This is a genomic window from Companilactobacillus pabuli (assembly GCF_014058425.1).
Classification (GTDB): domain Bacteria; phylum Bacillota; class Bacilli; order Lactobacillales; family Lactobacillaceae; genus Companilactobacillus; species Companilactobacillus pabuli.
In genome coordinates this window covers 2,043,801-2,057,444 of the sequence record NZ_CP049366.1, presented here as the reverse complement: position 1 = coordinate 2,057,444, position 13,644 = coordinate 2,043,801, and the positions used below count along the sequence as shown (strand labels likewise).

At 35.6% G+C, this 13,644-nt stretch carries 13 protein-coding genes; 9 read left to right on the top strand and 4 right to left on the bottom strand.

Translation table 11 applies throughout. The features are described from left to right. Positions 1-23: 23 nt before the first annotated feature. Both G6534_RS10015 and deoC read right to left on the bottom strand, forming a co-directional pair. Positions 24-743: a GntR family transcriptional regulator gene (locus tag G6534_RS10015; RefSeq protein WP_182082722.1), complete on the bottom strand. Its 720-nt coding sequence runs from the start codon at positions 741-743 to the stop codon at positions 24-26. A 19-nt stretch (positions 744-762) separates the two neighbouring features. After that, positions 763-1,497 carry a deoxyribose-phosphate aldolase gene (gene deoC, locus G6534_RS10010; protein WP_182083296.1) on the bottom strand — a complete coding sequence of 245 codons (735 nt, stop codon included), beginning with the start codon at positions 1,495-1,497 and terminating at the stop codon, positions 763-765. A gap of 192 nt (positions 1,498-1,689) precedes the next feature. On the opposite strand from deoC, the gene G6534_RS10005 reads away from it, so the two are divergent. The 7 genes from G6534_RS10005 to G6534_RS09975 all read left to right on the top strand — a co-directional run bounded on the left by G6534_RS10005 (position 1,690) and on the right by G6534_RS09975 (position 9,048). After that, on the top strand, positions 1,690-2,385 hold the full coding sequence (locus G6534_RS10005; RefSeq protein WP_182082721.1) for a GntR family transcriptional regulator: 696 nt from the start codon (positions 1,690-1,692) through the stop codon (positions 2,383-2,385). Between the two features lie 73 nt (positions 2,386-2,458). Continuing rightward, positions 2,459-3,736: a PTS sugar transporter subunit IIC gene (locus G6534_RS10000; RefSeq protein WP_182082720.1), complete on the top strand. Its 1,278-nt coding sequence runs from the start codon at positions 2,459-2,461 to the stop codon at positions 3,734-3,736. A 272-nt stretch (positions 3,737-4,008) separates the two neighbouring features. Next, positions 4,009-5,097, top strand: a complete 1,089-nt coding sequence (locus tag G6534_RS09995; protein ID WP_182082719.1) for a DUF871 domain-containing protein — start codon at positions 4,009-4,011, stop codon at positions 5,095-5,097. A gap of 2 nt (positions 5,098-5,099) precedes the next feature. Beyond that, the gene (locus G6534_RS09990; protein ID WP_182082718.1) at positions 5,100-6,227 is read left to right on the top strand and encodes an amidohydrolase/deacetylase family metallohydrolase; all 1,128 of its coding nucleotides are present in this window, start codon (positions 5,100-5,102) and stop codon (positions 6,225-6,227) included. Then, a complete protein-coding gene (locus tag G6534_RS09985) occupies positions 6,214-7,311 on the top strand; it encodes a DgaE family pyridoxal phosphate-dependent ammonia lyase (protein WP_059074008.1) in 1,098 nt (365 codons plus the stop codon). Before G6534_RS09990 ends, G6534_RS09985 begins: the two co-directional genes overlap by 14 nt. 1 nt (position 7,312) lies before the next feature. Beyond that, positions 7,313-8,044, top strand: coding sequence for a 2-dehydro-3-deoxy-phosphogluconate aldolase (dagF, locus tag G6534_RS09980; protein WP_182082717.1), 732 nt, complete (start codon positions 7,313-7,315; stop codon positions 8,042-8,044). Between the two features lie 11 nt (positions 8,045-8,055). Then, positions 8,056-9,048 carry a sugar kinase gene (locus G6534_RS09975; RefSeq protein WP_182082716.1) on the top strand — a complete coding sequence of 331 codons (993 nt, stop codon included), beginning with the start codon at positions 8,056-8,058 and terminating at the stop codon, positions 9,046-9,048. 46 nt (positions 9,049-9,094) lie between these two features. On the opposite strand, the gene G6534_RS09970 is transcribed toward G6534_RS09975, so the two are convergent. Both G6534_RS09970 and G6534_RS09965 read right to left on the bottom strand, forming a co-directional pair. Then, positions 9,095-10,873, bottom strand: a complete 1,779-nt coding sequence (locus G6534_RS09970; RefSeq protein ID WP_182082715.1) for a glycerophosphoryl diester phosphodiesterase membrane domain-containing protein — start codon at positions 10,871-10,873, stop codon at positions 9,095-9,097. 75 nt (positions 10,874-10,948) lie between these two features. Further along, a complete protein-coding gene (locus tag G6534_RS09965; RefSeq protein WP_182082714.1) occupies positions 10,949-11,236 on the bottom strand; it encodes a hypothetical protein in 288 nt (95 codons plus the stop codon). A 274-nt stretch (positions 11,237-11,510) separates the two neighbouring features. Between G6534_RS09965 and G6534_RS09960 the strand changes: the two genes are divergently transcribed. Then, complete coding sequence (locus G6534_RS09960; RefSeq protein ID WP_182082713.1) at positions 11,511-13,130, top strand: PTS transporter subunit EIIC; 1,620 nt, start codon at positions 11,511-11,513, stop codon at positions 13,128-13,130. A gap of 3 nt (positions 13,131-13,133) precedes the next feature. Then, positions 13,134-13,619, top strand: coding sequence for a PTS sugar transporter subunit IIA (locus G6534_RS09955; protein ID WP_182082712.1), 486 nt, complete (start codon positions 13,134-13,136; stop codon positions 13,617-13,619). Positions 13,620-13,644: the final 25 nt, after the last annotated feature.

Here is a 13,644-nt window from a genome sequence, read left to right as displayed (position 1 = left end):
GGTTTCTGGGCCTTTTTGTGTAACTAGCGATCGATATAAATTTCAAATGAATTATTATCTCCGCGATATTTAGCGATAGAATATTCAGCTTTTATGTCATTCTCTGTAGTACCAACAGTATGGAAATAAAAAAGTGGATCATTAATATCAACGTTTAATAAATCAGCCGTAGTTTCATCAGCTTTTAAAACTTCTAATTTCCGTTTAACGTGCACTATCCGACAGTCGTGTGAATCTAAAGTATCGTATAGTGAAACTTTGTTGAAATCATATTTATTTAAAGATGGAAAAATATTATAAGGGATGTAGCTGGTTACCAAAACAACGGGTTGCGTATCAGCGTATCGTAATCTGACCAACTTGTAGACGGAATCGCTTGAATTTATATTTAATGCCGCGGAGACTTCTGGAGTTGGTAGTTCCTTTTGGAAAAATAAAACGCGCGTTTGAGGAGTGAAGCCTTTGCTTTTGACTTCGTTGTTAAAACTCTTAATGGTATGTGTGAATTCTTGAGAAATCTTATTTTGCTTAACAATCGTTCCTCTACGTTTCCGTTTTTCTAGCAGTCCCTTGTTAACTAGTGTCTGAATTGCTTGACGAACAGTGGGGCGACTAACGTGATAAATCTCCATTAGTTCTATTTCCTTAGGAATCAACGTATCGGGTTTATAAAAACCAGCTTTTATTTTATTTAGTAAGTCATCTTCAATAATTTTGTATTTCGGTAAATTTCCACTGTCCATCTTTAACTCCTATGAATAATTATTTCAAATTTTTCTTATAATCTCTGTCAATCTTGATAACGTCAACGTTGTCTTTTTCCATGCGGTCTTTGAGAGCATTGATGATTTTGACACCACTACTTGTACCGATTCTATCAGCACCGGCCGCAATCATGGCCAAAAAGTCATCGGAATTTCTGATTCCACCGGCAGCTTTGACGGATACTTCATCACCAACGACAGATTTCATCAATTTAACGTCTTCAATTTTGGCTCCACTAGGACCAAATCCAGTTGAAGTTTTAATAAAATCAGGTTTAACTTTTTTAGCAATTTCAGCTAATTTCTTGATTTCATCATTTGTGAGATAAGTGTTTTCAAAAATAACTTTGATCAAAACTGATTTACTGTGGCAAAGGTCAACGATTTGTTGCATTTCATCCTTTACATAATCAAAATTGCCATTTTTAACTTCAGTCAAATTAACAACGTAATCAATCTCATTAGCACCATTTTTTAGAGCATCTTTGATATCAAACAATTTGGATTCAACGGTTGTTTGTCCTAAAGGAAAACTAATAGCAGCACCTGTATCAATATCGGTTCCCTTTAATTGTTCAGAACATATTTTGGATTGTACTTGGTTAATAGCAACCATTCTAAAGTCGTATTTTTTAGCTTCATTACATAATTTTACCATGTCTTCATTAGAAGCATAGGCATGTAAGTTAGTGTGATCAATCATTCTTGCTAAGTCATTTAAAGTGTATTCCAATTCCATAATAATACCTCCAGATAATATGTAATTACATAATTAATTATATTAGTACATATAACTATGTCAATGATATCTGGGAAGATAAAGTTTAAACTTGTCATCCGCTTACATAAATGATAACTTTTATTAGCATAAGAAATACTATAATGAATGTATAAATTAATTAAAGCATCTGGGGGAAATACACTAATGGTCGTTGAGATTTTATACCAAAAAGTAGCTGATGATATCAAAAAGAATATCCTATCAGGTATGTATGAGGTTGGTAGCTTGATTCCAACTGAAAATGAATTAGAACAAAAATATGATGTTAGTAAAATCACGGTTCGTAAAGCCGTTGAGAAATTAGTAGCAGAAGGATATTTAAAGAAGAAGAGTGGCATTGGCACACGTGTTATTAGCAATAATCTCTTTAATAAATTATCGAAAGCTAGATCTTATTCTTCAATCGTCAATGAGTCGGATAATTTAACTAAACAAATTCTAAAAGCTGATGTTTTATCTCTTGAAGATACGCCACTTAAAAATGAATTAACGGATAGAAATATTGTTTATATTGAACGCTTATATTTGTTGAATAATAAACCTTTTATCATTGTTAATCATTATTTACCAAATATTGACGTTACTGATGAATTGAAAAATTTGAAAAATCAATCACTGTATAAGTTTTTGCGTGATAATGGGCAGGAAATCAGTAGTTTTAGTGATGAGTTCAGTGCTATCAACATTGATGAAACTGACAAAAAAATCCTTCAAAAACAGGACAATTTAGCTTTGAAGCGTATTAGACGTGGTTTTGATAATAAAGGAAAATTAATTGAGTATACTGAATCTATTTATGACAGTAATAAAATGCCATACAAAATTGAATATGAGATTTAAATAATCTTTATTTAAGCGTTTACATTATAACATTATAATGTTATTATATTTGCGAAAAAGGAGGAGGTACTAAATGGATAACTTTATTAATTTTTTGAATGTTAAAATCGTGCCAGTCGCGAACAAAATGGGTGCACAACGACACATGATGGCAATCAGAAAGGGTATCATTTCAACGCTACCACTAACGATTGTTGGTTCGTTCTTCACGATCATCAATAACATCCCGATCGAAGCAGTCGCTAAAATGTTGGAACCATACAAAGATATTCTGGATATTCCATTCCGTTATACGGTTGGGATTTTAGCACTCTATGCAGCTTTTGGAATTGCTTCATCATTAGCCGATTATTATAAATTGGACAAATTGACTAATGGAACCTTAGCTGTATTGGCTTTTCTAATTTCTGCCGCAGCCCCAATTCAAGTGACAGACAATGTCAAAGGGGTAATTGATGCTGGACGTTATATCAATATTGCCAATCTTTCGGCTTCATCACTATTTGCTTCAATTGTGACTGGACTTTTGACAGTTGAAATTTATCGTTTCTTCAAAGAAAAAAATATCACTATCAAAATGCCAGCCGGTGTTCCACCAGAAGTTTCAAATTCCTTCGTAGCTCTATTTCCAGCAGCATTTATCTTGCTATTTTTCTGGTTTATTAGATACGTTTTGAACTTCAATATTTCTACTTTCTTGACAACGATTTTGATGCCACTGAAAGGAGTCTTAGTTGGTAATAGCCTCTTTGGTGGTTTACTAACGATTCTCTTGATTACTGGTTTTTGGACTTTGGGAATTCACGGGGCAGCAATTTTGGCACCAATTACTAGACCATTTTGGGAAATGTCAATTGCTCAAAACATGGGTGAATTCACTAACGGTACTAGTGCACACCAACTTTCAACAATTTTTACAGAACAATTCTTACAATGGTTCCTTTGGATCGGTGGTGCCGGTGGTACTTTAGCATTAGTTGTTTTGTTCATGTTTTCTAAATCAGCTTATCTAAAAGATTTAGGAAAATTATCATTCTTACCAGGATTGTTCAATATCAATGAACCAATTATCTTCGGTGCCCCAATTGTTATGAACCCAATCTTAGGTATTCCATTTATTTTAGGACCTTTAGTGACCGGGACGCTGTCATACGTTCTGACGATAACTGGAGTCGTGCCGATGATGATGGCTCGTTTACCATTTACAGTTCCTAGTCCATTAGGTGCTTTTGTCAGTACCGACTGGAGTATTCCAGCCTTGATTTTAGTATTCGTCAATTTCTTAATCGATTTGGCAATTTACTATCCATTCTTTAAAGTCTTTGAAAAACAACAATTGGAAAAAGAATAGGGTGATGAGATGATCGTGTTTCTACTATTATTTATCTACTTTATTACTTGCGAGATTTTGGTTCAAAAAGGATTCGTACCTAAATTTCTCAAAGGATTAAAAGCAGGAAAATTAATTTTAATTTCATCGCTAATAATCTTTTTGACAGCGGTTGTGAGTTTCTTTTTTAAACCAGCAGTTATTCTCGTAATTTTAAGTACCATCTATTTATCAATCAATATTTCAGAGTATTACTTGCGAGAGTTTAAAAAAATGGAAAGAGGTAAGAAGATATGACCAAAAGGTCTTTAGGTATCTCACTTTATCCAGATCACAGTAATTTGGATGATGATAAGCGTTATTTAGTTCAAGCTAATCGTTATGGTTTCACGAGGATCTTTATGAGTATGTTGGAAGTTTCTGAAGGTAAAGAAAAAGTTGCCAAAAAATTCAGCGATTTAATTAGCTTTGCAAAAGATCTAGGCTTTTCAACTACTTTGGATATTGCACCAAATATCTTTGATCAATTAGGGATTTCCTATGATGATTTGGATTTCTTCTCTGAATTAGGAGCCGATGCAATCAGATTGGATCAAGGATTCGACGGACAAAAAGAGGCACTTTTATCTTACAATCCTCAGGCTTTGAATATTGAATTAAATATGAGTAATGACGTTGCTTATTTAGACAATATCCTCAGCTATTCAGCTAACCAACCATTCATTTATGGATGTCACAATTTTTATCCTCAACGAGGTACTGGTCTACCACTAGATTTCTTTATCAGTGCTTCAAAGCGTTTCAAAAAACATGGTATTGAAACAGCAGCCTTTATCACATCACAAGTTGGCAAGATTGGTCCTTGGGATATCAACGACGGGTTACCAACTTTGGAGATGCACCGTGATTTACCAATTGAAGTTCAAGCTAAGCATTTATTCGCAACTAATTTGATTGATTGCGTCATTATTGGTAATGCTTATGCATCTGAAGATGAGTTGAAAAAGCTCAGTGAAATCAATCGTTATCAATTAGTTTTCAATGTTGAATTATCAGATGATATTAATCAAGTTGAACGGGAGATTTTACTAGACAACCAACACGTTAGACGTGGTGACATCACTGACTTAGTGATTCGTTCGACTGAGGTTAGAAAGAAGTATAAGAATAACGATAATCCTGTCAGCCAATCCTCCCATGATTTCAAACGTGGCGACATCGTTATTGGTAATGATAATTTTGGTAAGTACAAGAATGAATTACAAGTTGTGCTACAAGATCACACAGATGAACGTAAAAATAAAGTTGCTCAAATTTCTCAATCTGAATTATTCCTGCTAGATTACGTCGGACCTTGGGATAAGTTCAAGTTTAGGAGGTAAATGTGACTAGTCTTTACATCAAAAATGGCCAAGACATTAGTGGTTTTCCTTTGGAAATATTGATTGAGGATCAAAAAATTGCTCAAATCGGCCCTAAATTGGATGTTATAGCAGCTGATGAGGAAATTGATTTACACAATGATTCTTATGTTAGTGCCGGTTGGATTGACGATCACGTTCACTGCTATGAAAAATTGTCACTTTATTATGATGATCCCGATAAAGTCGGCTATTTAACTGGAGTTACGACAGTGATTGATGCTGGTTCCACTGGTGCTGACAATATTGAAGATTTCTATCAGATTACTCGTCAAAAAAAGACTAATGTTTTTGCAATGATCAATATTTCTAAAACGGGTATTTTAGCTCAAAATGAGTTGGCAGATATGTCTAAAGTTGAATATGTGCCACTTCAAAGGATGATTAATCAATATCCTGAATTTATCGTGGGCATCAAGGCTCGAATTAGCAAATCAGTTGTAGTCGACAATGGAATTAAGCCACTAATTAAAGCCAAAATGTTCCAAAAATTATTAACGCAACATTTGCCACTGATGGTCCATGTTGGAACTAATCCACCAACGTTGTCAGAAATAATGGATGTTTTAGAGAAAGGCGATATTATTACTCATTGTTTCAATGGTAAAGACAACGGTATTTTGAATTCAGATGGACAAGTAAAAGAATTCGTTAAAAAGGCTTTGTCAAAAGGAATTATTTTTGATATTGGACATGGTTCCGAGAGTTTTAATGTCAAAACAGCTCAGCAAGCTACCACAGAAAATGTCTTTGCTCAAAGTCTTAGCACCGATATTTATCATCACAACCGTGAGCATGGTCCTGTATATAACATGGCAACTTGTATTGAGAAGATGCTTTATCTAGGTTTTGATTTGAAACAAGTAATTCCAATGATCACAACAGTTCCAGCTCACAATTTCAATTTGGATAAAGGTGAATTATTAGTCGGCAAGGATGCTGATTTAACAATTTTTAATGTCAAAAATGAACCAAAAGATTTAGTCGATTCAGATGGCAATAAATTTCAAACTAACACTGTTGTAGAGCCAATTTACAGTATCATCGGCGGTCAAAGTTATGCGATAGGAGAAAACAATGGATCTATATGATAAATACAAATTAAAACGCGTTATCAATGCAGACGGCAAAATGACGATTTTAGGTGTTTCAAAAGTTTCAGATGAAGTAGTGAATGCTCAAAAATTGGGTGCACAAAACTTCTTTGAAATGTCAGATCTTTTAGTTAAAACGGGTGAGTATTTAGCTCGATTAGTTGGTAGTGAAGATGCTCTAGTAGTCAACTCTGCTTCAGCTGGAATTGCCGAGTCTCTTGCGGGAATTATCGGTCAAGGCAGCCAATATCATGTTTACCATCCTTATACCGACCGCATTACTAAACGAGAAGTAATTTTGCCAATGGGTCACGATGTTGACTACGGAACACCAGTGGATGTGATGATTTCTGTTGCGGGTGGAAAAATGGTTCCAGCTGGTTACAGCAATATGTGTAAGCCAGAACATTTAGAAATGCAGATTACTGACCAAACAGCCGCCATTTTATACATCAAGAGCCACCATACGGTGCAAAAAAGCATGTTGACGATACCAGAAGCAATTGAAGTTGCTCATCGTCATAGTTTGCCATTAGTTTTGGATGCTGCTGCCGAAGAAGACTTGTTGAAATACATCAAAATGGGTGCTGATATTGTAATTTATAGTGGTGCCAAAGCAATTGAAGGACCTGCCTCTGGGGTGATTTTCGGTAAAAGTGAATATATCAAGTGGGCTCGTATGCAAGGATTCGGTATTGGTCGGGCCATGAAGATTGGTAAGGAAAATATTATTGGATTAACAGCCGCAATTGCCAAATATTTGAAAGATGGTTCAGAGTCTGGCGAATCGATGATTGAAAGACTCAAGCCATTCGTTGACAATCTAGCTCAAATCCCCAATATGGATGTCAAAATCGTTCAAGATGGTGCTGGTCGTGAAATATACCGTGCTGAAGTGAAGCCAACTGGCAATTTATCGGCTAAAGAAATTTGTGATCAGTTACGAAATGGTGAAATAGCTATTTATGCACGTGAATATCGAGTGAATGAAGGCATTATTGAATTTGATATTCGGGCTGTTAATGAAGTAGAAATGTATCAAATCGTTTCAAGATTAAAAGAAATCGTTGGAGGAAATTAAGATGAGTTTAAGACCAAATTATTTGGAGAATGGAATTTGTTTGAATGTCTTAGCTAATTCAGTTCAAAATGCTAAGGACTGTTATGAAGCCGCTGAAGGTCATGTAGTATTAGGAGTTTTGACTAAGAACTATCCAACTGATGAAGCTGCTATTGCTGATATGAAAGAATATCAAAAAGCTATCGACAATGCTGTTTCTGTCGGTTTAGGTGCAGGTGATCCTAATCAAAGTAGTATGGTAGTCAGAGTTTCAAAGGCTATCCAACCACAACACGTTAATCAAGTGTTCACAGGTGTAGGTGCCAGTCGTCAAGCTCTTGGACAAAATGAGACCATTATCAATGGACTAGTTTCTCCAACTGGTAAAGTCGGTTTCGTCAATTTGGCAACTGGTCCTTTGAGTAGTCAAACAGCTCCAACTGAAGTAAACATTGAAACAGCCATCGCATTACTCAAAGATATGGGTGGTTCTTCCATCAAATTTTTCCCAATGAAAGGTTTAACTCACAAAGAAGAATACGAAGCTGTTGCTAAAGCTTGTGCTGAAAATGATTTTGACCTCGAACCAACTGGTGGAATTGATCTAAATAACTTTGAAGAAATCGTCCAAATTGCTGTAGACGCTGGTGTTAAACGTATCATTCCTCATGTTTACAGCTCAATCATCGATGAAAATGGTGATACTAGACCAGAAGACGTTGCTAAGTTATATCAAATAATCAAAAGATTTTAGAGGTTTTTCAGATGAATATTTTAGCCTTTGGCGAAGTTATGTTACGTTATACCGTCAATGATCATAAAATGCTCGAACAAACTGACGACATGACGGTCACAACTGTGGGGACGGGCGTTAATTTGTTGAGTAGTTTGGCCCATTTTGACTACGACACATCAATTTTAACTGTATTACCAGATAATCCTGTTGGAAAAAAGGCGGCAGCTGATTTACGGAAACTTGGTATTTCTGATCGAAAGATTATTTATCAAGGTCATAATATTGGCAGCTTCTTCGTTGAATTGGGGTTTGGACCACGACCTCAACGAGTAACTTATCAGGACCGTCTGTCTAGTGCTTTTAGTAAGAGTAAAGTTGAGGATTACGATTTCGAAAAAGCTTTGACAGGTGTGGATATTGTTCATATTTGCGGCATCACTCTGAGTTTGACTGATCAAACACGAAAAGCCGCCAAAAAATTAGCTCAAGTAGCTCAATCAAGAAATAAAATCGTCTGTTTTGATTTTAATTATCGGATGAGCTTAAATTCGGATATTGATCACGAAACAATGAAGAAACGATACCAAGAAATTTTGCCATACGTCGATATCGTCTTTGGTAGTAAGAGGGATTTAACGGATTTGTTGGATTACCAAATTGACGATGAAACTGAGTTGTACAAAAAATTCTGTATCGAATATCAAATCAATTTCTTTGCCGGTAGTCGTCGTAGTATTGTAGATGGTGAGAAGTATTTTGAGGGCTTCTTGTTCCATCATGACAAAATCTATCGCTCCAGTAAGCATAAATTAAATATCATCGATCGAATCGGTAGCGGGGATGCTTTTGCTAGTGGAATAATCTGTGGACTGTTAGAAAAATGGACTTTCGAAGATATCCTGAAATTTGCCGTCGCAAATTCAGTTTTGGCCCAAGCATCGATGAATGATACACCGATTTTTACTAAAGAAGATGTCTTTGGTTATATTGATAGTGATGGGTCGAATGACTTGATTAGATAAAAAAGCAGTTTTCTCTGATAATTTAAAAGAGAAAACTGCTTTTTTATCATTCGAATGGATCTTGCATTTGTGTTACGTAAACTGTCATTCGTTCAGAATAACTAGAATCTTTAAACAAATCGGCAATTTCTTCATGCAAATCACTGAGATTATCAGTAATCACACCGTCAGCACCCATAAAAATCATTCGATCCATATCGGAAGTATCGTTAACAGTCCAAGCGAAAACCTTCTTTTGTTGAATGTGTGCTTGGTCAATGAAGGAATCGTTTAGAGTCGTGTATTCCATCGTGAATGCATTGGAATTAGTGTAAGGAACCCCAAAGAGGTTGAATGGTAAGACGTAACTAGTTTGAATCTTAGGCAAAAGCCGTTTGGTATCTTCGATGTATTGATAATCCAAAGAATGTACCATTGCTTTGTTTTCTTGCAACTTCTTACCATATTTTTTGGCAAAGAGACTGACAAAATCGGACTTATTACCAGAAACATCTTTTAATTCGACTAATAGTTTTTGATGTAATTTTGTGGCAGTTGCTAAATAGTTATCAAAGCTTGCAATGTGAATAGTTTTACCATTTTCGTGAACTTGAATCTTAGTTAATTCATTTAAGGTTAGTTGACTCGGAGTTTTATTGATTCCAGCCAAACCTTTGAGTGTGTTGTCATGGTAAACGACAAACTTGTGGTCCTTAGTTTCCTGAATATCCATTTCAATGTAATCAGGTTTTTCTTTGGCAGTGGCTTTAAGTGATTCGATAGTGTTTTGAACACCGTTGCCATCGTCAACACCTCGATGAGAAATGGTCAAAGGTGGTTCTAGTAACCAGTTGTTGAAGTAGGTAATGTCGTAAGTAACAAAACTGACGACAACAGCTGTTCCTAAGATGCCCCAGAACCATTTGTGATAGCGGTGATTACGTTTAGGATAAAAGTAATTCGTATGTGTATCACTCAGGATAATCAAAATGGCCATCCCAGAAGCATAAATTCCCGTAATGTAATTGATTAGTTGAATAGCGGTCATATTGACGACAGCCATTGGAAAATCAAGAACTTTTAATGCACCAACGTGATCAATCAAGTATTGGAAAGCAATTAAGATACTTGTTGAAACGGTGATGAAGATGGCGACCACAGCTAACAAAATCAAAAAGATTCCTAAATAATAAAATTCCTGATGTCTAGTTTTGTTCCAACTGTGATGAATTGAAGTTTTGATAGATTTATTTTCGAAAATCATTGAAGGAAGTACTAAAATCCAACGAATTCCAACGTATAAAACTATTAAATAAGCGACAATCAACAATAATCCTAATGGTAAATGTTCTTGAAATAGCCAATCGAGAATGAATTGGGGAATCTTGACTTTACTTAAAAGAGTTGAAGATAATCCCAAACTGCCAAAGGGTGTGATAATCAAAAAATATAATAGAAAGAATCCAAAAGCTTTGAAAGGTAATCCAAAGAGATTCTTACTGACACTCTTGAGATAGTCCCACCAACTCAGATTGGCGTGTGATTTGATAGCTTGAAAGCTGACTAGTAATAAAGTGAATTGCGCGAAAACCAATAATAATAGTAGAAACAGGACTAATATTAGTCCAATTACCACTAATGGTTTATGCGTAATCAGTTCTAAAGCGTTAGTGTATGAAACATAGTTGACGTTACCCAAAAAATTGATGCCGTTAGCTAAAAAGCTCAAAACGGGAATCAAGATAAAATGAATAATCAACTGAATTAAAATGATGATTTGACTGTATTTCCAAAAATAACGCCAAAAATTGCTATTTTGACGTCGGAATTCTGCTAGTATCCCCATAATTTTCCCCCTGTTTTCTACTACTAATCATACAATAATAATTCTGAAAACGAGGGCAAAAATTAAGTTTTGTGATTAGGCCATGATTTCAGTCATTAGGTGTTCCTTTAAATAATCAAATTCACCATAACCACTGTATAGGAAGGAATAAGTTTTACTATCAAAGTTAAATGAGATCCGGTTCCAACCATAATAAGTGTCTTCTTTGATGTTAGTGATTTCTTTGATAGGAATATTTTGAGTTGATGTACCTAACATCCCTTTAATTGGTCTAATTGAAAGGATGCCTTTAGAAAATGAAAAATTAGAATATCCATATGAAACTTTTTCTTCTGAATCAATAATTTCAACGTAAGCAAACATAATTTTCATCCACCTTTCTGATTTCAAAGTCAGTATAAGCTGTCGAACGCGTTCCATAGCAAGGGCTAAGTGACGGTATTTTGAAATACGTATTTGCCCGCATTAAGCGCTGACTTTCAAACAGCAAATGCTGAAAAACACTGATGTCATTTTCTGAAATCATCAATTTTTGAAAACGTTTGGCATAAACGATGCTATGATTGCAAATGTTAATTAACGAAAGGCATGCCAAAAATGGTTACTAGTGACCGTCTTATATAAAGAGGGTTTTGTTATGTCAAAAAATAAAGGTGGAAGTAAAGCCTTTGCCGCATTGCAAAATGTTGGTAAAACGTTCATGCTTCCGATTGCTTTATTGCCTGTTGCCGGACTCTTTCTAGGGGTCGGAGCTTCATTTACAGGTGAATCATTTATCAAAATGTATCATTTAGAGGCGATTCTGGGACAAGGAACATTTTTGAATCGACTACTAACAATTTTCAATGATTGTGGAAGTGTCATTTTTAATAATTTAGGTCTTTTATTCGCTGTTTCAGTTGCTTTAGGTTTAGCAAAAAGTAAAAAAGGTGTTGCAGCATTGTCAGCCTTAGTTGGTTACTTTATGATGTACGCCACGATGACCAGTGCTATCGTCAATTTTGGGGAGTTACCAAAATTAAAGAAAATCGGTGGCTTGTTGACAGATATGCTTGGCTTCACTAATACCATGAATACTGGAGTTTTCGGTGGTATTTTTATCGGTTTGATCTGTGTTTGGTTACACAATAAGTACTATCGTATCAAGTTCCCCGATGCTATTTCATTCTTTGGTGGAACTCACTTTAGTCCTATCGCTGGTGCTTTAGCTGGTATCTTTGGCGGATTTTTCATGGCTTGGTTTTGGCCATATATCGCCATGGGAATTGCTGGATTAGGTACTTTAATTGGTAAATCAGGTTACATTGGAACATTCTTCTATGCTTATGTTTATAGAGCTTTGATTCCATTTGGTTTGCACCACGTTTTCTATTTACCATTTTGGCAAACTGCTGTTGGTGGTACTGCTCACATTGCAGGTCAAACAGTTGTTGGTGCTCAAAACATCGTCTTTGCTCAATTGGGTGCTGGAACGAAAATTTCTTGGGAAGCAGCAAGATACTTTGCTTTTGAATTTCCAGTTATGATCGGTGGTTTCCCAGCTGCTGCCTTAGCTATGTATCACTGTGCTAAAAAGAGTAAGCGTAAGGATGTCAAAGGATTGTTACTATCATCATCACTAACATCTATTTTGACAGGTATTACTGAACCACTTGAATTTACTATTTTGTTTGCATCACCATTCTTGTTCTGGGCTATTCACTGTGTCTTGTTCGCCTTTTCCGCAGTCTTCGTTTCCTTGTTGAAGATTGGTGTCGGATTCACATTCTCTGGTGGCCTATTAGATATGATTTTGTACGGTATTTTGCCTGGCCAAGCTAGAACAAATTGGATAGCCTTAGTACCATTGATTTTGTTCTACTTTGCTTTGTATTACTTTGTCTTCAAATTTGCGATTACGAAGTTCAATCTAAAGACTCCTGGTCGTGAAGATGATGAAGAAGAATCTACACTTCACACTAAAGCAGATTATGTTGAAGAAAAGAAAGCTCAAGGTAGCGATAACACAAATGCTGATGGAATTCCCGCTATGATTGTTGATGGATTAGGTGGTAAAGACAATATCAGTACATTGGAAGCTTGCGCTACTAGATTGAGAGTTAGTGTTAAAGATCCCGAAATAGTTAAGAAGAATCTGTTGAAATCAACTGGTGCTGTCGGAACGGTTGTCCATGGTAATGGCGTCCAAGTTATTTATGGAACTAAAGTTTCGACGATTGGTCCAGAAGTTGAAGACTATCTAGGAATTGAGGGTTAATAAATGAGTTTATTTAATTTTAATAAGAAAAAAGATTTCTATGCACCTGTTTCAGGAAAATTAATTGATTTAAAAGATGTTAATGATGTTGTTTTTTCTAGCGGTGCAATGGGAGAAGGCTACGGAGTAATCCCTGTTGACGGTAATATTTATAGTCCTGTTGAGGGAGAAGTTAGTCAACTATTTCCCACAAAACACGCTGTCGGCTTGAAATTTGGCAAAATGGAAGTTTTGGTTCACATCGGAATTGATACTGTTGATTTGAAAGGTGACCCCTTTGAAACAATGGTCAAAGTTGGTGATAAAGTTGATCATGAGACAATCTTAGTCAAAGCTGATTTTGATAAAATCAAGGCTGCTAAAAAAGATACCACGACGATGGTTTTGATAACTAATTCTAAAGATATTTTGAAGGAATATAGTTCGTTGACTAGTTTTGATAGCCATGTCGACCATGATAGTAAAGTCGCTGAAGTAAAAGAAAAGTAGTTGGTTTTTGAAGTGATCCTCCCGT

Excerpts from the sequence above, each read along its gene's own strand:
- G6534_RS09995 (WP_182082719.1), top strand. The coding sequence starts at position 4,009 with ATGACCAAAAGGTCTTTAGGTATCTCACTTTATCCAGATCACAGTAAT.
- G6534_RS09985 (WP_059074008.1), top strand. The coding sequence starts at position 6,214 with ATGGATCTATATGATAAATACAAATTAAAACGCGTTATCAATGCAGAC.
- G6534_RS10005 (WP_182082721.1), top strand. The coding sequence starts at position 1,690 with ATGGTCGTTGAGATTTTATACCAAAAAGTAGCTGATGATATCAAAAAG.
- G6534_RS10000 (WP_182082720.1), top strand. The coding sequence starts at position 2,459 with ATGGATAACTTTATTAATTTTTTGAATGTTAAAATCGTGCCAGTCGCG.
- G6534_RS09960 (WP_182082713.1), top strand. The coding sequence starts at position 11,511 with ATGTCAAAAAATAAAGGTGGAAGTAAAGCCTTTGCCGCATTGCAAAAT.
- G6534_RS09970 (WP_182082715.1), bottom strand. The coding sequence starts at position 10,873 with ATGGGGATACTAGCAGAATTCCGACGTCAAAATAGCAATTTTTGGCGT.
- G6534_RS09955 (WP_182082712.1), top strand. The coding sequence starts at position 13,134 with ATGAGTTTATTTAATTTTAATAAGAAAAAAGATTTCTATGCACCTGTT.
- G6534_RS09975 (WP_182082716.1), top strand. The coding sequence starts at position 8,056 with ATGAATATTTTAGCCTTTGGCGAAGTTATGTTACGTTATACCGTCAAT.
- dagF (WP_182082717.1), top strand. The coding sequence starts at position 7,313 with ATGAGTTTAAGACCAAATTATTTGGAGAATGGAATTTGTTTGAATGTC.
- G6534_RS10015 (WP_182082722.1), bottom strand. The coding sequence starts at position 743 with ATGGACAGTGGAAATTTACCGAAATACAAAATTATTGAAGATGACTTA.
- G6534_RS09965 (WP_182082714.1), bottom strand. The coding sequence starts at position 11,236 with ATGTTTGCTTACGTTGAAATTATTGATTCAGAAGAAAAAGTTTCATAT.